This is a genomic window from Pseudomonas sp. 09C 129 (assembly GCF_002843625.1).
GTDB lineage: Bacteria > Pseudomonadota > Gammaproteobacteria > Pseudomonadales > Pseudomonadaceae > Aquipseudomonas > Aquipseudomonas chlororaphis.
Map to the genome: position 1 here is coordinate 2,625,678 of NZ_CP025261.1, position 25,003 is coordinate 2,650,680.

Here is a 25,003-nt window from a genome sequence, read left to right on the forward strand (position 1 = left end):
TGCATCGGCGGTTACTGGATAGAACGAGCGGGCGGCCAGTATAACGAGGCGCGGGCGATGAATAAGTGAAACAAAAAAACACCGCCCGTAGGCGGTGTTGGTGTTGCAGCATGGCGTTACGCGGCGATCAGTTGCCGCAGGACGTAGTGCAGGATCCCGCCGGACTTGAAGTATTCCACCTCGTTCAGGGTGTCGATGCGGCACAGCACCTCGACCTTTTCCTGGCTGCCATCCTCGCGGGTGATCACCAGGGTCAGGTTCATCCGGGGTGTCAGCTCGACGCCGGTCAGGCCCTGGATATCCAGGGTTTCCTTGCCGGTGAGGTTCAGGCTTTTGCGGTTCTGGTCGAGCTTGAACTGCAGCGGCAGCACGCCCATGCCCACCAGGTTGGAGCGGTGGATGCGCTCGAAGCTCTCGGCGATCACCGCCTTGACCCCCAGCAGGTTGGTGCCCTTGGCGGCCCAGTCGCGGCTGGAGCCGGTACCGTATTCCTGGCCGGCAATCACCACCAGCGGCGTAGCCGATTGCTGGTACAGCATGGCCGCGTCATAGATCGCCAGTTTCTCGCCGGTGGGGATGTAGATCGTGTTGCCGCCTTCTTCGCCGCCGAGCATTTCGTTGCGGATGCGGATGTTGGCGAAGGTACCGCGCATCATCACCTGATGGTTGCCGCGCCGCGAGCCGTAGGAGTTGAAGTCCCGCGGTTCCACGCCCTGCTCGCGCAGGTAGCGGCCGGCCGGGCTGTCGGCCTTGATGTTGCCGGCCGGGGAAATGTGGTCGGTGGTCACCGAGTCGCCCAGCAGCGCCAGGACCCGCGCGCCCTCGATATCCTTGATCACCGGCAGCGGGCCGGCGATGTCGTCGAAGAAGGGTGGATGCTGGATATAGGTGGAATCCGCCTGCCACACGTAGGTCGCGGCCTGCGGTACTTCGATGGCTTGCCACTGGGCGTCGCCGGCGAACACCTCGGCGTATTCCTTGTGGAACATCCGGGTGTTGACCTGGGTGACGGCCTCGGCGATTTCCTGGCTGCTCGGCCAGATGTCGCGCAGGTAGATCGGCTTGCCGTCCTTGCCTTCGCCCAGCGGTTCGCTGCTGATATCGATGCGCACGCTGCCGGCCAGGGCATAGGCCACCACCAGCGGCGGTGAGGCCAGCCAGTTGGTTTTCACCAGCGGGTGCACCCGGCCTTCGAAGTTGCGGTTACCGGACAGCACCGAGGCGACGGTCAGGTCGGCTTTCTGGATGGCTTTCTCGATCGGCTCCGGCAAGGGGCCGGAGTTGCCGATGCAGGTGGTGCAGCCATAACCCACCAGGTCGAAGCCCAGGGCGTCGAGGTATTGGGTCAACCCGGCGGCCTTGTAGTAGTCGGTGACCACTTTCGAACCCGGCGCCAGCGAACTCTTCACCCAGGGCTTGCGCTTGAGACCTTTTTCCACAGCCTTTTTCGCCACCAGGCCGGCGGCCATCATCACGCTGGGGTTGGAGGTGTTGGTACAGGAGGTAATGGCGGCGATCACCACCGCACCGTTTTTCAGGCGGTAGGTCTGACCATTGTGGGCGTAATCGACTTCACCTATCAGGTCGGCGCTGCCCACGGCCACGCCGCCACCGCCTTCGCTTTCCAGGCGGCCTTCTTCCTTGCTGGTGGGCTTGAACTGCAGATCGAGAAAGTCGGTGAAGGCCTGGCCGACGTTGGGCAGGGAGACCCGGTCCTGCGGCCGCTTCGGCCCGGCCAGGCTGGCTTCCACGGTGCCCATGTCCAGCGCCAGGCTGTCGGTGAATACCGGCTCCTTGCCCGGCAGGCGCCACAGGCCCTGGGTCTTGCTGTAGGCCTCCACCAGTTTCACCACGGCGTCCGGTCGGCCGGACAGGCGCAGGTATTCCAGGGTGACGTCATCCACCGGGAAGAAGCCGCAGGTGGCGCCGTATTCCGGGGCCATGTTGGCGATGGTGGCGCGGTCGGCCAGCGGCAAGTCGGCCAGGCCGTCGCCATAGAACTCGACGAATTTGCCGACCACGCCTTTCTTGCGCAGCATCTGGGTGACGGTCAGCACCAGGTCGGTGGCGGTGATGCCTTCCTTGAGCTTGCCGGTCAGTTTGAAACCTATGACTTCCGGGATCAGCATCGACACCGGCTGGCCGAGCATCGCCGCCTCGGCCTCGATGCCGCCCACGCCCCAGCCGAGTACGCCGAGGCCGTTGATCATGGTGGTGTGGGAGTCGGTGCCGACCAGGGTGTCGGGGAAGGCGTAGGTGCGGCCGCCTTCGTCCTTGGTCCAGACCGTGCGGCCCAGGTATTCCAGGTTGACCTGGTGACAGATCCCGGTGCCCGGCGGCACCACGCTGAAGTTGTCGAAGGCGCTCTGGCCCCAGCGCAGGAAGGCATAACGCTCGCCGTTGCGCTGCATTTCAATGTCGACGTTCTGTTCGAAGGCGGTGTTGCTGCCGAACTTGTCGACCATCACCGAGTGGTCGATTACCAGGTCCACCGGTGACAGCGGGTTGATGCGTTGCGGGTCGCCGCCGGCCTTGGCCATGGCCGCGCGCATGGCCGCCAGGTCGACCACCGCCGGCACACCGGTGAAGTCCTGCATCAGCACCCGCGCCGGGCGGTACTGGATCTCGCGATCCGAGCGGCGCTCCTTGAGCCAGGCGGCTAGAGCCTTGAGGTCGGCGCCGGTGACGGTCTTTTCGTCTTCCCAGCGCAGCAGGTTTTCCAGCAGGACTTTCAACGACATCGGCAGTTTGTCGAGATCGCCAAGGCGCTTGGCGGCTTCCGGCAGGCTGAAGTAGTGGTAGGTCTTGTCGTCGATTTTTAATGTTTTAAGGGTTTTCAGGCTATCGAGGGACGGCATTGAATCACTCCTTTTGGTCCGCACGGCTACGGACCTGACGGGACGGGCAGAGCTCTTAACCTAGCCCTGTTTTCAGTAGCTGGCTAATAACTGGACTCTATGGACAAGTCCAAGGTTCCGAACTCGGCTATCATGCGCCGGTTTTCGTGACAGGCTTTGCGCGCACTTCGGGCAGGTTTGCGCATGATTCATTGCCCATTGCCCAGGAGATTCGATGAACACCCTCTTTATGCACTGCCGGCCGGGCTTCGAAGGCGAAGTTTGTTCCGAGATCGCCGACCATGCCGCGCGCCTGAACGTGGCCGGGTACGCCAAGGCCAAGCCGAGCACCGCCTGTGCCGAGTTTGTGTGCAGCGAAGAAGACGGCGCCGAGCGCCTGATGCGCGAGCTGCGTTTCGCCGAGCTGATCTTCCCGCGGCAATGGGCGCGGGGCGTCTTCGTCGATCTGCCGGAAACCGACCGCATCAGCGTGATCCTGGCCCACCTGGCGAGCTTCCCGACCTGCGGCAGCCTGTGGCTGGAAGTGCTGGATACCAATGACGGCAAGGAGCTGTCGAACTTCTGCAAGAAATTCGAAGCACCGCTGCGCAAGGCCCTGACGGCGGCCGGCAAGCTGGTGGACGATGCCGGCAAGCCGCGCTTGCTGCTGACCTTCAAAAGCGGCCGCGAGGTGTTTGTCGGCCTGGCGGACGCAGGCAATTCGGCCATGTGGCCGATGGGCATTCCGCGCCTGAAGTTCCCCCGTGAGGCGCCTAGTCGCTCGACCCTGAAGTTGGAGGAGGCCTGGCACCATTTCATTCCTCGCGATCAGTGGGGCGAGCGTCTGCACGGCGACATGACTGGCGTCGACCTGGGCGCCGCCCCGGGTGGCTGGACCTGGCAACTGGTCAACCGCGGCATGCTGGTCACTGCTGTCGATAACGGGCCAATGGCCGAAAGCCTGATGGACACCGGCCTGGTGCAGCACCTGATGGCCGACGGTTTCACCTTCAAGCCCAAGCAGCCGGTGGACTGGATGGTCTGCGACATCGTCGAGAAACCGGCGCGCAACGCGGCCTTGCTGGAAACCTGGATCGGTGAGGGCCATTGCCGTGAAGCGGTGGTCAACCTGAAGCTGCCGATGAAGCAGCGTTACGCGGAAGTGAAGCGCTTGCTCGAGCGGATCGAGGACGGCTTCAAGGCCCGCGGCATTCGCGTGGCCATTGGCTGCAAGCAGCTGTACCACGACCGCGAAGAAGTGACCTGCCACCTGCGCCGGCTGGATGAAAAGAAGCCCAAGGCCCGTTGATCGTGGTTGCGGCGCAATGCCACAGATAGCGTCGATGCCGGCATTGCGCGACAATGCCGGCCAGTTTCAGGAGTGAGTTATGAGTCAAATCATCGATACGCCGGTCGACGGCACGCTGGACGCCACCGGGCTCAATTGCCCGGAGCCGGTCATGATGCTGCACCAGCATATTCGTGACCTGCAGCCCGGCGGCCTGCTCAAGGTGATCGCCACCGATCCCTCGACCCGCCGCGACATCCCCAAGTTCTGCGTGTTCCTCGACCATGAGCTGGTCGCCCAGCAGGAAGAGGCCGGCACCTATCTGTACTGGATTCGCAAGAAGTCCGATTAACCCGCCGCCCGGCTGATGCGGATCCGCTTGCGCGCGCTGCGCGCCAGGCGGATCGACAGCATCAGCGCCGCGCAACTCAGGCCGGCGATCAGGCCTTCCCACAGCCCGCTCGGGCCGCTGGCAGGGCCGAACCAGTCGGTCAGCCCCAGCACATACCCCACCGGCAAACCGATGCCCCAGTAGGCGAGCAGCGTCAGGACCATGGTCACCCGAGTGTCCTGGTAGCCACGCAGCGCGCCGGCGCAGATCACCTGGATCGCGTCGGAGAACTGGTAGAGCGCGGCATACACGATCAGCATCGCCGCCACCTGGATTACCGCGGTGTCCGGGGTGTAGATCGAGGCGATGGACTCACGCAGCAGCAGGATCAGGCTCGCGGAGAACAGGGCGAAGGCCAGCGCCGCACCCAGGCCGACGCCGGCGGCGAAGCGTGCCTGATGCGGGTTGCCGGCGCCCAGGGCCTGGCCGACCCGCACCGTGACCGCCATGCCCAGGGAATACGGAATCATGAACAGCAGGGAGCTGATGTTGAGGGCGATCTGGTGCCCGGCCACGACTGTGGCGCCGAGGCTGCCGATCAGCAGGGCGATCACCGCGAAGATGCTCGATTCGGCAAACACCGCGATGCCGATCGGCAGGCCGACGCTCAGCAAACGCTTGATCACCGCCCATTGCGGCCAGTCGAAACGCTTGAACAGCTGGCTGCTCTGATAGGCCGGGGCCCAGCGGGTCCAGCCCGCCATGGCCAGCATCATCGCCCACATCACGATGGCCGTGGCCCAGCCGCAACCGACGCCGCCCATGGCCGGCACGCCGAGGTGGCCATAAATGAACACGTAGTTGATGGGGATGTTCAGGGCCAGGCCGAACAGGCCGATGACCATGCTTGGCCGGGTGCGGCCCAGGGCATCGCTGCAGCAACGCAGCACGTAATACAGCGCCACCGCCGGCAGGCCGCTGGCAATGCCGTGCAGGTATTCCATGCAGGGGCCGATCAGCGTCGGGTCGACCTTCATCAGGTGCAGCACCGGCTCGGCATTGACCAGAATCAGGCTGGCGCTCAGGCCGACCGCCAGGGCCAGCCACAGCGCCTGGCGCACGATCGGGCCGATCTCGCCATAGGTGCCGGCGCCGACCCGCTGGGCCACCTTGGGCGTGGTGGCCAGCAGGGTACCAGTCATCAACAGGAACACCGGGATCCAGATCGAGTTGCCCAGCGCCACGGCCGCCAGGTCCCGTGGGCTGACCCGTCCGGCCATCACCGCATCGACGAAGCCCATGGCCGTGGTCGCCAGCTGCGCGATCATGATCGGCAAGGCCAGGGCCAGCAGGCTGCGCAGTTCAAGGCGCACCCGGGCCGGGCGGTTGAGGGAAGTGGCAGGAGTATTGGTCACGGAATTCACAGGCGAAGCGTCCACAGGGTTGATGCGCAGGGCGGCGTATTCTACGCATTGACGGATGAGTCAGGAAAAAACCTCTGTTGTCGATTTGTAAGTGCTGGCGGCGGTTGACGGAGTGGATTGCTCGCTGGCCGAAAATGGCCTTCTACGCCTAAACTGCGGCTCCGCGAAAGGAGCCTGCCATGCTGATTGTTGCCGACGAAAATATTCCCCTGCTCGATGCCTTTTTTGCCGGTTTCGGCGAGATCCGCCGCTTCCCGGGGCGGGCCATCGACCGCGCCGCCATCGAGGGCGCCGATGTGCTGCTGGTGCGTTCGGTGACCCAGGTCAGCCGTGCCCTGCTCGAGGGTAGCCAGGTGCGGTTTGTCGGTACCTGCACCATTGGCACCGACCATTTGGACCTCGAGTATTTCCAGGAGACGGGCATTCGCTGGTCCAGCGCGCCAGGCTGTAATGCGCGCGGGGTGGTCGACTATGTGCTGGGCAGCCTGCTGACCCTGGCGGAAATCGAAGGCGCCGACCTGACGCAACGCACTTACGGCGTGGTGGGCGCGGGCGAGGTCGGTGGACGGCTGATCGAGGTGCTACGCGGCCTGGGCTGGAAGGTCCTGGTCTGCGACCCGCCACGGCAGGTGGCGGAAGGTGGCGACTACGTCAGCCTGGAACAGATCCTCGCCCAGTGCGACGTCATCAGCCTGCACACCCCCTTGACCAAGGCCGGCGAGCTGCCGACCTGGCACCTGCTGGACAAGCAGCGCCTGCGGCAACTGCGCCCCGGCGCCTGGCTGATCAACGCCAGCCGTGGCGCGGTGGTGGATAACACTGCCCTGTGTGAAGTGCTGCTCGAGCGTGAAGACCTGCAGGCGGTGCTGGATGTCTGGGAGGGTGAACCCCAGGTCGACGTGGCCCTGGCCGACCTGTGCGTGCTGGCCACGCCGCACATCGCCGGTTACAGCCTCGATGGCCGGCAGCGCGGGACGGCGCAGATCTATCAGGCGCTGTGCGATTACCTTGGGCAGCCGCAAGCGATTCATTTGCGCGACCTGCTGCCCCGGCCATGGTTGTCGGAGGTGAGCCTCGATGCCCATAGCGACCCGGCCTGGTCCCTGGCGATGATCTGCCGAGCGGTCTACGACCCGCGGCGCGACGATGCGGATTTCCGCCGCAGCCTGGTGGGCAGCGTGGCCGAGCAGCGCGCGGCCTTCGATGCGTTGCGCAAGGGTTATCCGCCGCGACGTGAAATCGATGGGTTGGCCGTGCGCATCCAGGGCGAAGCGCCAGGCTTGCAGCAGATCGTCTCGGCCTTGGGCGCGGTGTCGGTTCGCTGAAGGCTCGAGCCCAGTCGTTTGTGACGGAGCGACAAGGAATCCGGCAGGCATAAAAAACCCGGCTTCAGGGCCGGGTCAAGAGGACGTGAGGCTATGTGTCAATCTTGCTGCGCAGGCTTGACCAGTCGCTTTTCCAGTTCGCGGCAGGCGTTCTGGATCATGTCTTCGGTGATCGGTACTTCGCGCCCCTGAGCGTCGATGATGGCGCATCCCAGAGACTGGTCGGGGTGGGTACGAATCACTTCAATCTTGTCATTGCTGCTGTTTTGCAAGGACATGGCCTGTCTCCTCATCAGGTTGTGCGCTTACTTTAAAACCGCCAGGTGACCAAGCTGTGACAACTCCCTGCAAGGTCCCACTACGGCGTTTTCTATCCGGGGAGTCCTCAGTCCAACAGAAATGTCTGTGGACTTCCACTCGGACCTTAGACCAATAGCATCTAGGCTCTAGTGTTGGCGGACATAATTAACCTGACTCATTTTGATTTACCCAAGTTCCAGGAAATGCAGGTTCCAAGAATCAGTTTCCAGGAAAATCGGTTCCGACAAACAGGGCTCAACCTCATCGCCTTGCTGGATCACGCGGTGGTGAATGGGGCGGGGCCGTTCCCAGGTGTGCTCCCGGATGAACTTCATGCTTTCTTCGCGTCAACGCCGGGCGATTCGCCTGGCCAGTCGTTTCATCGCGCCTTATCGCTGGCAGGCCCTGGGGGCGCTGCTGGCGCTGGTGGTGACCGCGGGCATCACCTTGTCCATGGGGCAGGGCATCCGCCTGTTGGTGGACCGGGGCTTCATGACCGGGTCGCCGGATTTGCTCAACCAGTCCATCGGTCTGTTTCTGTTATTGGTGCTGGGGCTGGCGGTGGGGACGTTCGTGCGTTTCTACCTGGTGTCATGGATTGGCGAGCGTTGCGTGGCGGACATCCGTCGGCAAGTGTTCAATCACCTGATCTACCTGCACCCGGGCTTCTATGAGAACAATCGCAGCTCGGAGATCCAGTCGCGACTGACCGCCGATACCACCTTGCTGCAATCGGTGATCGGCTCGTCGCTCTCGCTGTTTTTGCGTAATGCGCTGATGGTCATCGGCGGCATCGTGCTGCTGTTTGTCACCAATCCCAAGCTCACCAGCATCGTGGTGATCGCCTTGCCCCTGGTGCTGGCGCCGATCCTGATTTTCGGCCGCCGGGTGCGCAGCCTGTCGCGCTTGAGCCAGGACCGTATCGCCGATGTCGGCAGCTACGTGGCGGAAACCCTGGGCCAGATCAAGACCGTCCAGGCCTATAACCACCAGCCCCAGGATGAGCAACGCTTTGCCCAGACGGTGGAAGAGGCGTTCAACACCGCGCGCCGGCGTATCGTCCAGCGCGCCTGGCTGATCACCCTGGTGATCGTGCTGGTGCTGGGGGCGGTCGGGGTGATGCTCTGGGTCGGCGGCATGGACGTGATCGCCGGGCGTATTTCCAGTGGCGAGCTGGCGGCCTTTGTCTTCTACAGCCTGATCGTCGGCAGTGCCTTCGGCACCCTGAGCGAGGTGATCGGCGAGCTGCAACGGGCCGCCGGCGCGGCGGAGCGGATTGCCGAGTTGCTGCGTTCGGAAAACCTGATCCAGCCGCCGAGCGACGGCCCGGCCAGCTTGCCCGAGCGGGTGCGGGGCGAACTGGTGCTGGAGAACTTGCGCTTCTCTTATCCGTCGCGTCCGGACAGTTACGCCGTCGATGGCTTGAGCCTGATTATCCACGAGGGAGAAACCCTGGCGCTGGTCGGGCCATCGGGGGCGGGCAAGTCGACCCTCTACGATCTGCTGCTGCGCTTCTACGACCCGGAGCAGGGGCGCATCCTGCTCGATGGCGTGCCCTTGACCCAGCTCGACCCGCAGGATGTGCGTCGCTGTTTTGCCCTGGTGTCGCAAAGCCCGGCGATGTTCTTCGGCAGCATCGAGGAGAACATTCGTTATGGCAAACCCTCGGCCACCCCGGAGCAGGTCAGGGAGGCGGCAAGGATCGCCTACGCCCATGACTTCATCGAGAACATGCCCGAGGGTTACCGGACCCATCTCGGCGATGCGGGGCTGGGACTTTCCGGCGGCCAGCGCCAGCGCCTGGCGATTGCCCGGGCGCTGCTGGTGGATGCGCCGATCCTGTTGCTGGATGAAGCCACCAGCGCCCTGGATGCCCAGAGCGAGCATTTGATCCAGCAAGCCTTGCCGAGCCTGATGAAGAATCGCACCACCCTGGTGATCGCCCATCGCCTGGCCACGGTGAAAAACGCCGACCGGATCGCGGTGATGGATCAGGGCCGGCTGGTGGCGGTGGGCACCCATCAGGAGCTGATCGCCAGCAATCCACTGTATGCGCGCCTGGCGGCCTTGCAGTTCAGCGATGGCCAGTCTGTGTCCTGATCTTGCGCTGGAAACGAAAATGCCCGCATCGCTGCGGGCATTTTCTATGAGGCGTTATCGCTTACTGATCGTCGAAATACCGCTCATGCCAATCCACCAGTGGCTGTGGCGAATTGAGCTTCTGGCCGTAGATCACCGAATAGGACAGCACGTTCTGCACGTACTGGCGGGTTTCGTCGAACGGAATGCTCTCCACCCAGACGTCGAAGCTCAGATGGTCGGCGCCACGGAGCCATTGGCGCACGCGTCCGGGGCCGGCGTTGTAGGCGGCGGAGGCGAGCACCCGGTTGCCGTTGAACTGGCTGTGCACCTGGCTCAGGTAGGCGGCGCCGAGCTGGATGTTCTTGTCCGGGTTCAGCACTTGCTGCGGCGAGGCCAGCGGGATGCTGAACTTGCGCGCGGTTTCCTTCGCGGTGCCGGGCATCAGCTGCATCAAGCCGGCCGCGCCGACGCCCGAGCGAGCGTCGTCCATGAACGCGCTTTCCTGGCGGGTGATCGCGAAGACCCAGCTCGAGTGCAGGCCACGGACCTTGGCTTCGCGCACCAGGGTGTCGCGGTGGGCCATCGGGAAGCGGATGTCCAGGTCGTCCCAATACTTCGCCTGGCTGATGGTGCGAATGGCCGGGAAGTACCATTTCAGGTCATAGGCCAGCTTGGCCTGGGCAACCATTTCGTCACGGTTGAAATGACGGCTGACGTGGTACCACTCACGCCGGCCATCGACGATCTGGCCACGGGCATGAAACTCCAGGGCGCGCCGCACGCCGGGCGTATTGCGCACCTTGTTGATCACCTGCTGGCTGAGCACCAGCGGTTTGTTGTTCAGCTGATAAGGCAGCTGGGTACGGTCGGCCGCGAGGAAACCATAGAAATCGCGCTCGTTGGCCAAGCCTTTGTAGAGGGTCTGGGCCTGGGGGTTCTGCGGTTGGGCCAGTTCCAGGCTGCGCGCTTGCCAGTAGCGCCAGCGGTTGGTGGTCGCCAGGTCCTGGGGCAGCTTGCGGGTCAGCTGGTAGGCGTCTTCCCAGCGAGCCAGGCGCAACAGCAGGCGCAGGCGCCATTCGGAAACCGTGTTGTCGCGCAGCTCGGGATCGTATTTGGTCATCACTTCAAGGCCGCGGCTGTCGAAGCGCCGCGCCAGGGTCAGGCCGATTTCCCGGGCGATCGCCACTTTTTCGTCACGGGAGAAGTGCATGCTGCTGGCATAACCGTCGAGCAGGGCCATGGCCCTGTCCGGATCCTGGCGGGCCAGGCGGCGCAGACCCAGGCCGACCACGTCGGACATGGCTTCGCTGGCTGGAGTGAAGCGCGACGGCTGGCTGAGCAGTTCGGGCTTCTGGGCAACGTCTACTAGCAGCCGACCCTGAGGGGCGAGGGTGGTCATGCTGTTGACCAGGCTATTGGCCAGCGGATAGTTGCGGGCCTCGGCAGCCAGCTTGGCGCGCTGCCAGCGCTTCTGTTCGGTCAACTGGCCTTCGGCGGCCCACTGGGCGAACAGCGCGTCGCAGGTGGCGGGCAGGGATTTGCCGCTGAGCCAGAGCTTGTCGGTGGCGGCGTAACCTTCGGCCTTGAGGTTGTGGCCCAGCTGGTATTGCGCGTTCAGGCAGTCCAGCTCGGTGAAGTTGAGCTTGGGGTCGTAATACTTGACGAAGGTGGCCCAGTCGCCGCGTTCGGCCAGCCAGCGCAACCAGCGCAGTTTCATCCAGTTGGCCTGGGGCAGGTCGCCGTGTTCACGGAGAAACTTTTCGATCTCGGCGTTGCTGGCGGTCTTTAGCCGGGCGGTCAGTTCGTCATAGGCCAGATAGGGCTCGAGCGGGTAGTCGGCCAGGACCTGGCTGTAGCGGAAATACGGACCGGAGTCGCCCTTGGCCAGGGCGCGCTTGGCTTCATCGTAATATTGACGCTGGAGTGAGAGGTCCGCGGCCTGAGCAGTGTGCACGGCAGAGGCAGAAAGAAGCAGGCAGGATAAAAGGCTGAAAAGGCGACTGCGCATGAGACATCCGGGCAGAGAAATCATGACAAGTGCCGACAATGCCAACACTGATTATTCCCTAGCTTAGCCTTTTGCCAGCAGCGGGTGAAAGCTTTGCCGGCCTCTTGTCGCCAGTTCGCTGCAAATGTTGTTCAGGGTGCTTCAGGAGTGAAAATGCCGGCCTTCTGAGGCCTCAACTCAGGTAGAATGCGCGCCCGGTTTTTGGAGAAGCTCATGACCCTGCTCAAATTCAGCGATGTGTCCCTTGCGTTCGGCGCTATGCCGTTGTTGGACAAGGTGTCCTGGCAGATCGCCCGTGGTGAGCGGGTGTGCATCATCGGCCGCAACGGCACTGGCAAATCCAGCATGCTGAAGCTGGTCAAGGGCGATCAGAAGCCCGACGACGGTTCCGTATGGCGCGCGCCCGGTCTGAAAATCGGCGAATTGCCGCAGGAATTGCCAGTGGCCGACGAGCGGACGGTGTTCGACGTGGTCGCCCAGGGCCTCGATGGCGTTGGCGAATTGCTGGCGCAGTATCACCACCTGAGCCAGAACATCGTCACCGATGCCGATCTGGAAAAGCTCATGCACGTCCAGCATGACCTCGAAGCCCGTGACGGCTGGCGCTTGCAGACCCTGGTGGACAGCACCCTGAGCCGCCTGCAACTGCCGGCCGACAAGACCCTCGCCGAGTTGTCCGGTGGCTGGCGTCGTCGTGTCCTGCTGGCCCAGGCCCTGGTGTCCGAACCGGACCTGCTGCTGCTCGACGAACCGACCAACCACCTGGATATCGGCGCCATCGCCTGGCTGGAAGAAGCCCTGAAGGACTTCCAGGGCGCCGTCCTCTTTATTACCCACGACCGTTCCTTCCTGCAGAACCTGGCGACCCGGATTCTCGAGCTGGACCGTGGTGGGCTGATCGACTGGAACGGCGACTACGCCAGCTTCCTGGTGCACAAGGAGGCCGTGCTGGCGGCTGAAGAGACGGCCAACGCGCTGTTCGACAAGCGCCTGGCCCAGGAAGAAGTCTGGATTCGCCAAGGCATCAAGGCCCGCCGCACCCGTAACGAAGGCCGTGTGCGTGCCCTCAAGGCCCTGCGTGTCGAGCGTAGCGAGCGTCGCGAGCGTACCGGCAAGGCCAATATCCAGCTGGAAACCGCCGACAAGTCCGGCAAGCAGGTCATGGTGCTCGAAGACGTGAGCTTCGCTCATCCGGGCGGTCCGTTCCTGGTCAAGAATTTCTCCATGGTCCTGCAGCGCGGCGACCGTATCGGCCTGCTCGGCGCCAACGGTACCGGCAAGACCACGCTGCTCAAACTGATGCTGGGCGGCCTGGTGCCGAGCAGCGGCAAGGTCGAGGAGGGGACGCGTATCGACGTGGCCTACTTCGACCAACTGCGTCACCAGCTGGACCTGGAAAAGACCGTGATCGACAACGTCGCCGAAGGTCGCGACTTTATCGATATCGATGGCCAGAGCCGCCACGTGCTCAGCTACCTGGGGGATTTCCTGTTCAGCCCGCAGCGTGCCCGCACGCCGGTCAAGGCGCTGTCCGGTGGCGAGCGTGCTCGCTTGTTGCTGGCCAAGCTGTTCAGCAAACCGGCCAACCTGCTGGTGCTCGACGAACCGACCAACGACCTGGACGTGGAAACCCTCGAGCTGCTGGAAGAAGTGCTGCTGACCTTCCAGGGCACCGTGCTGATGGTCAGCCACGACCGGGCATTCCTCGATAACGTGGTGACCAGCACCCTGGTGTTCGAAGGTGAAGGCAAGGTTCGCGAATACGTCGGCGGTTATCAGGATTGGTTGCGCCAAGGCGGTTCGCCACGCCTGCTGGGCGTGACCGAGAACAAGTCGGGCAAGGCCGAGCTGAACTCGGCGGTGGTTGCGCCTGTGGCGGCGGCACCTGCCGCGGCACAGGAAGCACCTGCGGCCAAGAAGAAGCTCAGCTACAAGTTGCAGCGCGAGCTCGAGGCGTTGCCTGGCCAGATCGAAGCCATGGAGCAGCAGATCGCCACCGTGGAAGCGGAAATGGCCGACGCTGGCTTCTATCAGCGTCCTGCGGCCGAGACCACGGCGGTCATCGCCCAGTTGGAACAGCTCAATGCTGAACTGGATGTGATGGTCGAACGTTGGGCCGAGCTGGATGCCTGAGTGACCTGGCGGCAATAAAAAAGCCCGACATTCATGTCGGGCTTTTTGCAGGGCCGGTGCGGGCGGAGCATTCCGCCGGCGGGCTCAGCGTTTGACCAGGTGCACGGCCAGCACGTCGCAAGGGGCGCCGTGCAGCACGTCGTTGGCGGTCGAGCCCAGCAGCAGCGCCAGGCCGTGCCGGCCATGGCTGCCGACCACGATCAGGTCGCATTCCTGTTCCTTGGCCAGATGATGGATTTCCTGGCGTGGCTGGCCATAGGTCAGGTGGCTGTATTCCTTGGACAGCTCAGGGTATTTGGTGATGAGGCGATCGAGGCGTTCCTTGGCCTGGTCGAACTGCTGCTGTTGCAATTGGGACAGGTCCATCGGTACGTCGCCGCCGAACGCCATGGCCATTGGCTCGACGATATGCACCAGGGACAATTTGGCGCTGTTGCTGACCGACAGCTCGCGAGCCCGGTGGATAACAGGATCGCACTCTTCGGTTAGATCTACGGCGACCAGAATATGGTGGTAGGGCATGAGGTGCTCCTCCTGAGGATTGCAATAGCTTCAAGTATGGCTGGTTTCAAGCGGATTGGTTCCGACCTGGATCAATCGGCTCATCAAGAATCGGGAGTACAGATATGACGGTCTGGATAGTGGTGTCAATCCTCGCGGTGGTGTTGAGCCCGCTGGCATGGCTGCGCCCGTCGCGCCGCCAGAGCGGGCAGATCGCCCTGCGCATGGAGGCGCGCCGCATGGGCCTGGGCATGCAACTGGCGTCTCAGGAGTGGCCGCACTGGATGGATCCGCAGCCTCCAAGCCCCTGTGCGCAATACCATCGGCCGCGGCGCGGCACACAACCGGCCTGCTGGGCCTACTGGCAAAGTGCGCCGGGCGTGTGGGTCAACCAATGGCGGGAAGTCTGTGCGGATCCTGCCTTGCTCGAGCACTTTCGCACGCTGCCGGCCAACGTGTTCAAGGTCGAGGCCGACCGGCAGATGATCGTCTTGTATTGGGGCGAACGTGGCGAAGCCAGTGTTTTGCAAGACATTGCCGCAGTGCTCAAGGCGCTGGCGTGAAGCATGACCTGCGCTGCAATGGCACAGGTTATTGAAAAGCAGGCAATAAAAAGCCCGACAAGGTCGGGCTGGGTTGGCCAGGCAGGCCGGTAAATCCTTTCTGATCCCCTGGTTCTGAGCGGCGGGGGATGAGAGTTGTCGCTGATCTTACGCCTGGTTTTCGGCCAGGCATCCATATTTTTGCTCCAGGATTGTGCCAGCGTAGCCGCGAATCGGTTATGGGGCGACGTATTAGGGCGACTTTTCTAAAGATTGATTCTATGAATGTCCTGAGATGAGCAGGCTTGTTGATGGTGCATGCCCGTCTGGAATGACTAAGAAGTCGCGTTTCAAACAACCTTTTGGGCGATTGACAATTGTCGGATTTTGCCTGAATGTGGCGTACCCAAATCAAACGGGCGTATGAATTGAGCGTTTGTATTACCAGACGGCTCTTCCAGAATCCCGACTATCGCGTTGGCGGGTGTGCCTGGCGGATTGGCGTAGCATCGATGGAAACGTCGCTGCCGAGTCAGAAGTTAGCGTCCGACGTGTACTGTTCAGCTTCCATATCGTGGAGATCAGTTGATGATTTACGAAGGTAAAGCCATCACGGTTAAGGCTCTTGAAAGTGGCATCGTCGAATTGAATTTCGACCTCAAGGGTGAGTCCGTCAACAAGTTCAACCGTCTTACCCTGAACGAATTGCGTTCGGCCGTGGACGCCATCAAGGCAGATGCGTCGGTCAAGGGTGTGATCGTCAGCAGTGGCAAGGACGTCTTCATCGTCGGCGCCGACATCACCGAATTTGTCGACAACTTCAAGCTGCCGGATGCAGAGCTTGTCGCAGGCAACCTCGAAGCCAACAAGATTTTCAGCGATTTCGAAGACCTCAACGTTCCGACCGTTGCCGCGATCAATGGCATCGCGCTGGGCGGCGGTCTGGAAATGTGCCTGGCAGCTGACTATCGCGTCATGTCCTCCAGCGCCAAGATCGGCCTGCCGGAAGTCAAGCTGGGCATCTACCCGGGCTTCGGCGGTACCGTTCGCCTGCCACGCATCATCGGTGCCGACAACGCCATCGAATGGATTGCCGCCGGTAAGGAAAACCGTGCTGAAGACGCATTGAAAGTCGGTGCGGTCGACGCTGTCGTCGCTCCGGAAAAACTGCATGAAGCGGCCCTGGCCACCGTCAAGCGCGCCATCTCCGGCGAGTTCGACTACAAGGCCAAGCGTCAGCCGAAGCTGGAAAAGCTCAAGCTCAACGCCATCGAACAGATGATGTCCTTCGAAACCGCCAAGGGTTTTGTCGCCGGCCAGGCTGGCCCGAACTACCCGGCGCCGGTCGAAGCCATCAAGACCATCCAGAAAGCCGCCAACTTCGGTCGTGACAAGGCGCTGGAAGTCGAGGCAACAGGCTTCGTCAAACTGGCCAAGACCTCTGCCGCGCAGAGCCTGATCGGCCTGTTCCTGAACGACCAGGAACTGAAGAAAAAGGCCAAGGCCTACGACGAAATCGCCCAGGACGTGAAGCAGGCCGCCGTACTCGGCGCCGGCATCATGGGTGGCGGTATCGCCTACCAGTCGGCGTCCAAAGGCACGCCGATCCTGATGAAAGACATCAACGAACACGGTATCGAGCAAGGCCTGGCGGAAGCCGCCAAGCTGCTGGTCGGCCGTGTCGATAAAGGTCGCATGACCGCGGCGAAGATGGCCGAAGTGCTCAACGGCATTCGCCCAACGCTGTCCTACGGTGACTTCGGCCACGTCGACCTGGTGGTCGAGGCGGTCGTCGAGAACCCTAAGGTCAAGCAAGCGGTTCTGGCCGAAGTCGAAGACCAGGTCAAGGAGGGCACCATCCTCGCTTCGAACACCTCGACCATTTCCATCAGCTTGCTGGCCAAGGCCCTCAAGCGTCCGGAGAATTTCGTCGGCATGCACTTCTTCAACCCGGTGCACATGATGCCGCTGGTCGAAGTCATCCGTGGCGAGAAGTCCAGCGAGCTGGCCGTGGCCACCACCGTTGCCTACGCCAAGAAAATGGGCAAGAACCCGATCGTGGTCAACGACTGCCCGGGCTTCCTGGTCAACCGCGTGCTGTTCCCGTACTTCGGCGGTTTCGCCAAGCTGGTCAGCGCCGGCGTGGACTTCGTGCGCATCGACAAGGTCATGGAAAAGTTCGGCTGGCCGATGGGCCCGGCCTACCTGATGGACGTGGTCGGTATCGACACTGGCCACCACGGTCGTGACGTGATGGCCGAAGGTTTTCCGGATCGCATGAAAGACGATCGTCGTTCGGCTATCGATGTGCTTTACGAAGCCAAGCGCCTGGGCCAGAAGAATGGCAAGGGTTTCTACGCCTACGAGGCCGACAAGAAAGGCAAGCAGAAGAAAGTGGCCGACCCGTCGGTGCTGGAAGTGCTCAAGCCTATCGTGTACGAGCAGCGTGAAGTCACTGACGAGGATATCGTCAACTGGATGATGATCCCGCTGTGCCTGGAAACCGTTCGTTGCCTGGAAGACGGCATCGTCGAAACCGCGGCCGAAGCCGACATGGGCCTGGTGTACGGTATTGGTTTCCCTCCATTCCGTGGCGGTGCGCTGCGCTACATCGACTCGATCGGTGTTGCCCAGTTCGTTGCCCTGGCCGACCAGTACGCCGATCTGGGCGCGCTGTACCACCCGACCGCGAAGCTGCGCGAGATGGCCAAGAACGGCCAGAGCTTCTTCGGTTAAGCGCCCCCTACTAGAGCGAGAGTGAATATATGAGCTTGAATCCTAGAGACGTCGTGATTGTCGACTTCGGTCGTACTCCGATGGGCCGCTCCAAGGGCGGCATGCACCGCAATACCCGCGCCGAAGACATGTCGGCGCACCTGATCAGCAAATTGCTGGAACGCAACGCCAAGGTCGATCCGGCGGAAGTCGAAGACGTGATCTGGGGCTGTGTGAACCAGACCCTGGAGCAGGGCTGGAACATCGCGCGCATGGCGTCGCTGATGACCCAGATCCCGCACACCTCGGCCGGCCAGACCGTCAGCCGTCTGTGTGGCTCGTCGATGAGCGCGCTGCACACCGCCGCCCAGGCGATCATGACCGGCAACGGTGACGTCTTCGTGGTGGGTGGCGTCGAGCATATGGGCCACGTGAGCATGATGCACGGCGTCGACCCGAACCCGCACATGTCCCTGTACGCGGCGAAAGCCTCGGGCATGATGGGCCTGACTGCCGAGATGCTCGGCAAGATGCACGGCATTACCCGTGAGCAACAGGATGCCTTCGGCCTGCGCTCCCACCAACTCGCCCACAAGGCGACGGTGGAAGGCAAGTTCAAGGACGAAATCATCCCGATGCAGGGTTACGACGAGAACGGTTTCCTGAAACTGTTCGACTACGACGAGACCATTCGTCCCGAGACCACCCTGGAAAGCCTGGCGGCCCTCAAGCCGGCCTTCAATCCGAAGGGCGGCACTGTGACGGCCGGTACTTCGTCGCAGATCACCGACGGTGCTTCGTGCATGATCGTGATGTCGGCGCAGCGTGCCCAGGACCTGGGCATCCAGCCGCTGGCGGTGATCCGTTCGATGGCGGTGGCGGGTGTGGATCCGGCGATCATGGGCTATGGTCCAGTACCGGCCACGCAGAAAGCACTGAAGCGCGCGGGCCTGGGAATCGCCGATATCGACTTCTTCGAGCTCAACGAAGCTTTCGCGGCGCAGGCTCTGCCGGTGCTGAAAGATTTGAAAGTGCTCGACAAGATGAACGAGAAGGTTAACCTGCACGGCGGCGCGATCGCCCTGGGTCACCCATTCGGCTGTTCCGGTGCGCGTATCTCCGGCACCTTGCTCAATGTCATGAAGCAGAATGGCGGCACCTTTGGCGTGTCCACCATGTGCATTGGCCTTGGCCAGGGCATTGCCACTGTCTTCGAACGCGTTTAAGCGTTGCGTTGATGGAAGCCGGGGCCCAGTGCCCCGGTTTTTGTTTTTCTGAAGATTTATTATTTTTTATTTTGCACGAGGGCCAGAACATGCAATTACAACCCGGGCTCTATCAGCATTACAAGGGACCGCAGTACCGCGTTTTCAGCGTGGCGCGGCATTCCGAGACGGAAGAGGAAGTAGTGTTCTATCAAGCCCTGTATGGCGATTACGGCTTTTGGGTGCGCCCCTTGAGCATGTTCCTGGAGTCGGTCGAGGTTGACGGCGAGCAGGTGCCACGCTTTGCTTTGGTGCAGGCCGAACCCAGTCTTTTTTCGCAGCCTTAAGCTGAGGTCGCGCAGAACCCTGCGCTTGACCTCACCTTGTTGCCACTATATATAGCGGTGCCGCGTCAGGCGCCAACCGCCTCTCACTTCTCGAATTCAGGAATTTTCCGATCCATGGGCAAATCGCTGGTCATTGTGGAATCCCCGGCTAAGGCCAAGACCATCAACAAGTACTTGGGTAACCAATACGTGGTGAAGTCGAGTATCGGCCATATCCGAGACCTGCCCACCAGTGGTTCGGCGAGCGCCGCCAAAGAGCCTGCCGCCAAGCGTGGCAAGGCGGCTGCTGGTGAAGCACCGGCGCTGTCGGCCAAGGAGAAGGCGCGCAAGCAGCTGGTCTCGCGCATGGGAGTCGATCCGGACCACGGCTGGAAAGCCAAGTACGAGATCCTTCCAGGCAAGGAAAAAGTCATCGAAGAGCTGCGCCGGCTCGCCAAGGATGCTGACACCATCTATCTCGCAACGGACTTGGACCGCGAAGGGGAGGCCATTGCCTGGCACCTGCGGGAAGCCATTGGTGGGGATGACAGCCGCTACAAGCGTGTGGTGTTCAACGAAATCACCAAGAAGGCGATCCAGGAAGCCTTCTCCCAGCCGGGCGAGCTGGATATCGATCGGGTCAACGCTCAGCAGGCGCGTCGTTTCCTCGACCGCGTGGTGGGTTACATGGTCTCGCCGCTGCTGTGGGCGAAAATCGCCCGTGGCCTGTCTGCCGGCCGTGTGCAATCGGTGGCGGTGAAGCTGGTGGTGGAGCGTGAGCGCGAAATTCGTGCCTTCATCCCTGAAGAGTACTGGGAAGTTCATGCCGACCTCGGCACCGCCAAGGGCGCCAATGTGCGCTTCGAAGTGGCGCGGGAAAACGGCGAGGCCTTCAAGCCGCTGAACGAAGCCCAGGCCATGGCGGCACTGGAGAAGCTCAAGGCGTCGACCTACACCATCGCCAAGCGCGAAGACAAACCGACCAGCAGCAAGCCGTCGGCCCCCTTCATTACGTCCACCCTGCAGCAGGCCGCGAGCAACCGCCTGGGCTTCGGGGTGAAGAAAACCATGATGATGGCCCAGCGTCTGTATGAAGCCGGCTACATCACCTATATGCGTACCGACTCGACCAACCTCTCGGCTGATGCCCTGACGATGGCGCGGACCTATATCGAAGAAGAGTTCGGCAACAAATACCTGCCGTCCTCGCCGAACTTCTACAGCAGCAAGGAAGGGGCCCAGGAGGCGCACGAAGCGATTCGTCCGTCCGACGTGAACACCCATCCAAGCAAGCTGTCGGGCATGGAGCGTGACGCCGAGCGCCTCTACGAGCTGATCTGGCGCCAGTTCGTGGCCTGCCAGATGCTGCCGGCACAATACCTGTCGACCACCGTCAGCGTCGCCGCTGGCGGCTTCGAGCTGCGTGCCAAGGGCCGCATCCTCAAGTTCGACGGTTACACCCGGGTCATGCCGCAGATGAGCAAGCCGGGCGACGACGATGTCCTGCCGGATATGGCGCAGGGCGATGTGCTGAAACTGATCAAGCTCGACCCGAGCCAGCACTTCACCAAGCCGCCGGCGCGTTACTCCGAAGCCAGCCTGGTCAAGGAAATGGAAAAACGTGGCATCGGTCGTCCTTCGACCTATGCGGCGATCATTTCCACCATCCAGGATCGCGGCTACGTGGCGTTGCACAATCGTCGTTTCTATTCGGAAAAGATGGGCGACATCGTCACCGAGCGTCTGTCCGAGAGCTTCTCCAACCTGATGGACTACGGCTTCACCGCGGGCATGGAAGAGCACCTCGATGACGTGGCCCAGGGCGAGCGCGACTGGAAAAACGTCCTCGACGAGTTCTACGGTGACTTCAAGAAGAAGCTCGAAGTGGCCGAAGGCAGCGACAGCGGCATGCGCGCCAACCAGCCGGTGATGACCGATATCCCGTGCCTCACCTGTGGCCGTCCGATGCAGATTCGTACCGCGTCCACCGGTGTATTCCTCGGTTGTTCGGGTTACAGCCTGCCGCCGAAAGAACGCTGCAAGGCTACCGTCAACCTGGTGCCGGGCGATGAGATCGCCGCGGACGACGAGGGTGAATCCGAGTCGCTGGTACTGCGCGGCAAGCACCGTTGCCCGATCTGCAGCACGGCGATGGACGCCTATCTGCTGGACGAGAAACGCAAGCTGCACATCTGCGGTAACAACCCGGATTGCGCGGGCTATGAGATCGAAGAGGGCAGCTATCGCATCAAGGGCTACGAAGGTCCGAGCCTGGAATGCGACAAGTGCGGCAGCGAGATGCAGCTCAAGACCGGCCGTTTCGGCAAGTTCTTCGGGTGCACCAACCCAACCTGCAAGAACACCCGCAAGCTGCTCAAGAGCGGTGACGCGGCACCACCGAAGATGGATCCGGTGAAGATGCCCGAGCTGAAATGCGAGAAGGTCAACGACACCTACATCCTGCGCGACGGGGCATCGGGTCTGTTCCTGGCGGCCAGCCAGTTCCCGAAAAACCGTGAAACCCGCGCACCGCTGGTGCTTGAGCTGATCCCGCACAAGGACGAGATCGATCCGAAGTATCACTTCCTCTGCGAAGCGCCGAAGAAGGACCCGGACGGTCGCCCGGCGGTGATCCGTTACAGCCGCAAGACCAAGGAGCAGTACGTGCAGACTGAAGTCGACGGCAAGCCGACTGGTTGGCGCGCGTTCTACGACGGTGGTAGCTGGAAGGTCGAAGACAAGCGTTAAGGTCCGCATCGGACGCTTCTGAAAAGGCCGCGTAAACCTCTCAAGGGTGCGCGGCCTTTCTTTTGGGCTTGCGGTGGGCTGGAGTGTTCCATGACACTGTAAGGCCAGCCTGCTGTATCTATTCGTTGTGGAGATTGCCGTCATGGCCCACGAACTCTATACCCGTACCAACCAGAAAATTTATTTCGCCGGCCTGTCGCTGGAAGCCTTGGCGCGAGCCGAAGCGGGCGGGGCAATGAATGCTCAGGCGCTGGTGCAGGCGGGACGAGAGTCGGTGTTGTTTCACTTGTATGGCGCGCTGCTTGGCTTGTGCCATGAAATTGCTGGCTTCTATCGCCTCCCGCAGGCCAATGCGCCCCGTGCGGAGCTGCTGCTGACCCGTGAGGTGCTGGAAAGCATCGCCATCCCCGAGCTGGCCGAGCTGGTGGAACTGGCCCATAACCCGGAGACCTGGCTGGCGAAGCTGCTGGCCGCCCATTCGGCGATGTTCCAGCCACCGCGGGTGCCGCATAAACCCAAGGGCGATGTCACCCAGCCGTTGATTGTCGCAGTGAACCTCGATGAAGACGAGCAGGCACCGCAGCTGAGCCGGGAAGAGCTGGAGCAATGGCGTCAGAACCTCAAGGCTTTGGCGATTCGCTTCCGTGACGGCCTGAATGAGTGTTGAGCCGCCGCTAGCGGATATCTTCGAGTACGACCAATCATTCAAGGATGAGTAATGGCTTCAGCTACAGAGACGAATGCGCTGCCTGCGCTGTTCGATCGTGTCGATCGTCTGGCGGCCGCGGCCGCTTCGTCCCGGGATCTGCTCAAGGCGGTGGAGCAGATTCGCGATTTTCCCGAACCTATTGTCCTTAGTCGTTCAGATCCCAATTCAAAAAAACTGGCCTGGTGCCTGTGCATTGCCGGAATACTGGTCTGGCCGTTGCTGATTCCCGGGATCTACCTGATGCGCCGGCGCGGCGCCAACCACTTCATTCATCCGGATGTGGTGAAGGCGCTATCGCAGAAGATCATTCGCAAAGCGGCTCTGCTCAGCGCTGGCGTAGATGATGCGTCGGCTTCGGGGATTTTCACTCTGGCCGTGATGATGAATGAGTTTGCGCACTATCGTCGGGGTAACTATTCCCGTGAGCTCAAGAACACGCTGCTGGGCGTTTATAACGGTGCGGTGCACGATCTGCCTTACGCTTTCCACCATCTGCATTACGTCGATATGGAAACCTACGAAGTATCGGTTTCCGACGGCAAGGGCGGTTCTCGAAGGGAAACCAGAACCCGCTATGTTGGGTATGACCGCTATAGCCTGGTGTTCGACTTTCCCTGGGCAGCCGAGGTTGCCGTTCGTGGTGACAAGCATCGAGCCATGGATCGCGAGTATCTCTACAGGACCACGACCCGGGAATTCAATTCTGCCTTCACCCTGACTGGCGCGACGGAGATGGCCTGCGCGACTTTCGCCACGCCGGTCACCGTGCTCAAGCTGCTGCAGATCGCCAAGGAGTTGAAAGACGTCAGTTTCGAGTTTTCCTCCCAGAGCCGCCTATGCGTGAGCTTCAACAATGATGATGTGGTCGGCATCGCTACCTCGGCGGTAAGCCTTGCGGAGCCGGTCGCCTTTCATGCCGGCTTGATGCAGGGGGCGACGATGCCGCGCCTGAGGCCGGTGCTGGAGCTGTTGCACCAGTTTGCCGAGTTGCATGACGACAATTTCAATCTACCGAAGAAAAGAACGCAGGACATGGAGCAGTAAATGATCATCCTTCTTACAGCGATACTGGTGGCCTGGCTCCTCTGGTACTACTACAACAAGATTGTCGGAGCAGGGAACCGTGCTCAGCGCGCATGGGCCGATGTGCTCGTGTATGAGCGGCAGAAGATCAAGGTGCTGGATGCCCTGGAGGAGCAGGCTTCCAGCTTCAAGATCTACGAAAGCAACGTGCTGGAGAAAGTGGTGGGCCTGCGTTCGGCCCTCGGAAGGTTGCCTGAGGCGGCCAGTGGTGAGGCTCTGAAGTCGACGCAGATGGCCACTCGGGAACTGGTGGGGGGGCTGAATATGGCCTTTGAGGCCTATCCGGAACTCAAGGCGGCGGGAATCGTCAGTGGGTTGATGAAGGAAATCGTCGAACAGCAGGCGAACATTGCAGCCGCCGTTACGGTCTTCAACCGGACCGTCGAGGAGTTCAATAACTGCATCCAGATGTTCCCCAGTTCGATGGTCAACACGGTCATCAACAAGAAGCAGACTATTACGCCGTTTTCCGATAAGGAAGCCGCCGCGAGTTTTGATTACAAGCCGAATTTCTGACGGCAAATGCCTGTTTGTAACGTCAGGCCAATAAAGAAAACCGTTTGGGCCCGCGCGAGGTCGGGGTGATGACTGATATAATCCCGGCCTTTCGTGGAGAACAGACCTTTATGCCAACGTCCTTTCTAGAAATTGTCGAATTGCCAGACGGTCGTATCGAGCTGCGCAGGGCCGAGGACGAGGGTTCTCTGGTCACTCTGGACTTTTCAGAAGATGCCAAAGCCTTCTTGCAAGGCCAGCATGTCGAGGTGGCCAAGGCCATGTTGAGCGTGGGTGTGCAGATGGCGGGTCGCCTGGTTGAAGGCGAATTGGAGAAAGAAGAGGGGCCACGGATTCTTCACTGAGTCCGTTTGTCGGTTTTTTTGCTGTCGTTCGTCGCCTCCTTTCGGCTTCTCAATCCTGGAGAAGCCTTGTGTCATTCAAGCGTGTCCATCGACGCTTCTAGCGGTCAGCCCAGACGAATATTCAGGCTTTGTGCGTCGCCCGTGCGGGCTGCGCTGATAAGTTGCTGACGGGCGCTGCTGTTCAACGGGTTGAGCCAGCTGACAACGGTGTGGCTGCGTCCCAGGCGCAGAGCCTCGCAAGCCAGTTGTTGCGCGCTTTGGGCGCCGCGCGGGTGCAGCAGCAGAATCCGTTCGCGGTTCAGGCCGGCATCCCGCAACCAGGCCTGGGTCAGGCTGGCCGGTGGGGCAATCAATGTCAGCCAGCGCGCATCCTGGTCCTGGCTCAGTTCCCTGAGGATGGGCGCCAGCAGGCTCAGGCAGTTCCCGGCGGCACCGCGTAACGACAGTTCACTGAAGGCTTCCGGTTCGTTGCTCCAGGGCGATTCGACGACCTCTTTGAGGATAGGCGCCAGGGGTTGGGCCATGAACGCTTCGAACAGTGGCAGTTGTGCATGCTGTGGTGTGTGAGGGAACTGCATACAGCCTC

At 61.7% G+C, this 25,003-nt stretch carries 20 protein-coding genes; 14 read left to right on the forward strand and 6 right to left on the reverse strand.

Going from position 1 to position 25,003, the window contains the following annotated elements; genetic code table 11:
• Positions 1–116 precede the first annotated feature (116 nt).
• The gene (gene acnA, locus CXQ81_RS12055; protein ID WP_101337294.1) at positions 117–2,858 is read right to left on the reverse strand and encodes an aconitate hydratase AcnA; all 2,742 of its coding nucleotides are present in this window, start codon (positions 2,856–2,858) and stop codon (positions 117–119) included.
• Positions 2,859–3,072: 214 nt separating this feature from the next.
• Here acnA and rlmM point away from each other — a divergent pair, with 214 nt between their 5' ends.
• Positions 3,073–4,146, forward strand: coding sequence for a 23S rRNA (cytidine(2498)-2'-O)-methyltransferase RlmM (gene rlmM, locus CXQ81_RS12060; RefSeq protein WP_101337295.1), 1,074 nt, complete (start codon positions 3,073–3,075; stop codon positions 4,144–4,146).
• Positions 4,147–4,225: 79 nt separating this feature from the next.
• Positions 4,226–4,477: a sulfurtransferase TusA gene (tusA, locus tag CXQ81_RS12065; RefSeq protein ID WP_038580637.1), complete on the forward strand. Its 252-nt coding sequence runs from the start codon at positions 4,226–4,228 to the stop codon at positions 4,475–4,477.
• Here the strand turns inward: tusA and CXQ81_RS12070 are convergent.
• Positions 4,474–5,880 carry an MATE family efflux transporter gene (locus tag CXQ81_RS12070; RefSeq protein ID WP_101337296.1) on the reverse strand — a complete coding sequence of 469 codons (1,407 nt, stop codon included), beginning with the start codon at positions 5,878–5,880 and terminating at the stop codon, positions 4,474–4,476. The genes tusA and CXQ81_RS12070 overlap by 4 nt on opposite strands.
• A 179-nt stretch (positions 5,881–6,059) precedes the next feature.
• Here CXQ81_RS12070 and pdxB point away from each other — a divergent pair, with 179 nt between their 5' ends.
• Positions 6,060–7,205, forward strand: coding sequence for a 4-phosphoerythronate dehydrogenase PdxB (gene pdxB, locus CXQ81_RS12075; protein ID WP_101337297.1), 1,146 nt, complete (start codon positions 6,060–6,062; stop codon positions 7,203–7,205).
• A 98-nt stretch (positions 7,206–7,303) separates the two neighbouring features.
• On the opposite strand, the gene CXQ81_RS12080 is transcribed toward pdxB, so the two are convergent.
• Complete coding sequence (locus tag CXQ81_RS12080; RefSeq protein ID WP_007921326.1) at positions 7,304–7,483, reverse strand: PA1571 family protein; 180 nt, start codon at positions 7,481–7,483, stop codon at positions 7,304–7,306.
• Between the two features lie 346 nt (positions 7,484–7,829).
• Between CXQ81_RS12080 and CXQ81_RS12085 the strand changes: the two genes are divergently transcribed.
• Positions 7,830–9,605 carry an ABC transporter transmembrane domain-containing protein gene (locus CXQ81_RS12085; protein ID WP_178081054.1) on the forward strand — a complete coding sequence of 592 codons (1,776 nt, stop codon included), beginning with the start codon at positions 7,830–7,832 and terminating at the stop codon, positions 9,603–9,605.
• 61 nt (positions 9,606–9,666) lie between these two features.
• Here CXQ81_RS12085 and CXQ81_RS12090 read toward each other — a convergent pair whose 3' ends face one another.
• Positions 9,667–11,595: a transglycosylase SLT domain-containing protein gene (locus tag CXQ81_RS12090; protein WP_007921323.1), complete on the reverse strand. Its 1,929-nt coding sequence runs from the start codon at positions 11,593–11,595 to the stop codon at positions 9,667–9,669.
• Positions 11,596–11,808: 213 nt separating this feature from the next.
• On the opposite strand from CXQ81_RS12090, the gene CXQ81_RS12095 reads away from it, so the two are divergent.
• Positions 11,809–13,728, forward strand: coding sequence for an ATP-binding cassette domain-containing protein (locus CXQ81_RS12095; RefSeq protein WP_007921321.1), 1,920 nt, complete (start codon positions 11,809–11,811; stop codon positions 13,726–13,728).
• A gap of 84 nt (positions 13,729–13,812) precedes the next feature.
• Here the strand turns inward: CXQ81_RS12095 and CXQ81_RS12100 are convergent, their stop codons facing one another.
• A complete protein-coding gene (locus CXQ81_RS12100; protein WP_007921319.1) occupies positions 13,813–14,250 on the reverse strand; it encodes a universal stress protein in 438 nt (145 codons plus the stop codon).
• A gap of 104 nt (positions 14,251–14,354) precedes the next feature.
• On the opposite strand from CXQ81_RS12100, the gene CXQ81_RS12105 reads away from it, so the two are divergent.
• The 9 genes from CXQ81_RS12105 to CXQ81_RS12150 all read left to right on the forward strand — a co-directional run bounded on the left by CXQ81_RS12105 (position 14,355) and on the right by CXQ81_RS12150 (position 24,417).
• A complete protein-coding gene (locus CXQ81_RS12105) occupies positions 14,355–14,792 on the forward strand; it encodes a hypothetical protein (protein WP_101337298.1) in 438 nt (145 codons plus the stop codon).
• Positions 14,793–15,359: 567 nt separating this feature from the next.
• Complete coding sequence (fadB, locus tag CXQ81_RS12115) at positions 15,360–17,507, forward strand: fatty acid oxidation complex subunit alpha FadB (protein ID WP_101337299.1); 2,148 nt, start codon at positions 15,360–15,362, stop codon at positions 17,505–17,507.
• 29 nt (positions 17,508–17,536) lie between these two features.
• Entirely contained in the window at positions 17,537–18,712 is a 1,176-nt protein-coding gene (fadA, locus tag CXQ81_RS12120) for an acetyl-CoA C-acyltransferase FadA (RefSeq protein ID WP_007921313.1), read from the forward strand.
• An 89-nt stretch (positions 18,713–18,801) separates the two neighbouring features.
• A complete protein-coding gene (locus CXQ81_RS12125; protein ID WP_007921312.1) occupies positions 18,802–19,038 on the forward strand; it encodes a DUF1653 domain-containing protein in 237 nt (78 codons plus the stop codon).
• A gap of 114 nt (positions 19,039–19,152) precedes the next feature.
• Positions 19,153–21,765 carry a type I DNA topoisomerase gene (gene topA / locus CXQ81_RS12130; protein ID WP_007921310.1) on the forward strand — a complete coding sequence of 871 codons (2,613 nt, stop codon included), beginning with the start codon at positions 19,153–19,155 and terminating at the stop codon, positions 21,763–21,765.
• A 142-nt stretch (positions 21,766–21,907) separates the two neighbouring features.
• Positions 21,908–22,432, forward strand: a complete 525-nt coding sequence (locus tag CXQ81_RS12135; protein ID WP_101337300.1) for a DUF6586 family protein — start codon at positions 21,908–21,910, stop codon at positions 22,430–22,432.
• A 51-nt stretch (positions 22,433–22,483) separates the two neighbouring features.
• Positions 22,484–23,518, forward strand: a complete 1,035-nt coding sequence (locus CXQ81_RS12140; RefSeq protein WP_101337301.1) for a hypothetical protein — start codon at positions 22,484–22,486, stop codon at positions 23,516–23,518.
• Positions 23,519–24,073 carry a LemA family protein gene (locus CXQ81_RS12145; RefSeq protein ID WP_101337302.1) on the forward strand — a complete coding sequence of 185 codons (555 nt, stop codon included), beginning with the start codon at positions 23,519–23,521 and terminating at the stop codon, positions 24,071–24,073.
• A gap of 110 nt (positions 24,074–24,183) precedes the next feature.
• Positions 24,184–24,417, forward strand: a complete 234-nt coding sequence (locus CXQ81_RS12150) for a hypothetical protein (RefSeq protein ID WP_009042980.1) — start codon at positions 24,184–24,186, stop codon at positions 24,415–24,417.
• 104 nt (positions 24,418–24,521) lie between these two features.
• Here CXQ81_RS12150 and sulA read toward each other — a convergent pair whose 3' ends face one another.
• Positions 24,522–24,995: an SOS-induced cell division inhibitor SulA gene (gene sulA, locus CXQ81_RS12155; protein ID WP_007921302.1), complete on the reverse strand. Its 474-nt coding sequence runs from the start codon at positions 24,993–24,995 to the stop codon at positions 24,522–24,524.
• Positions 24,996–25,003: the final 8 nt, after the last annotated feature.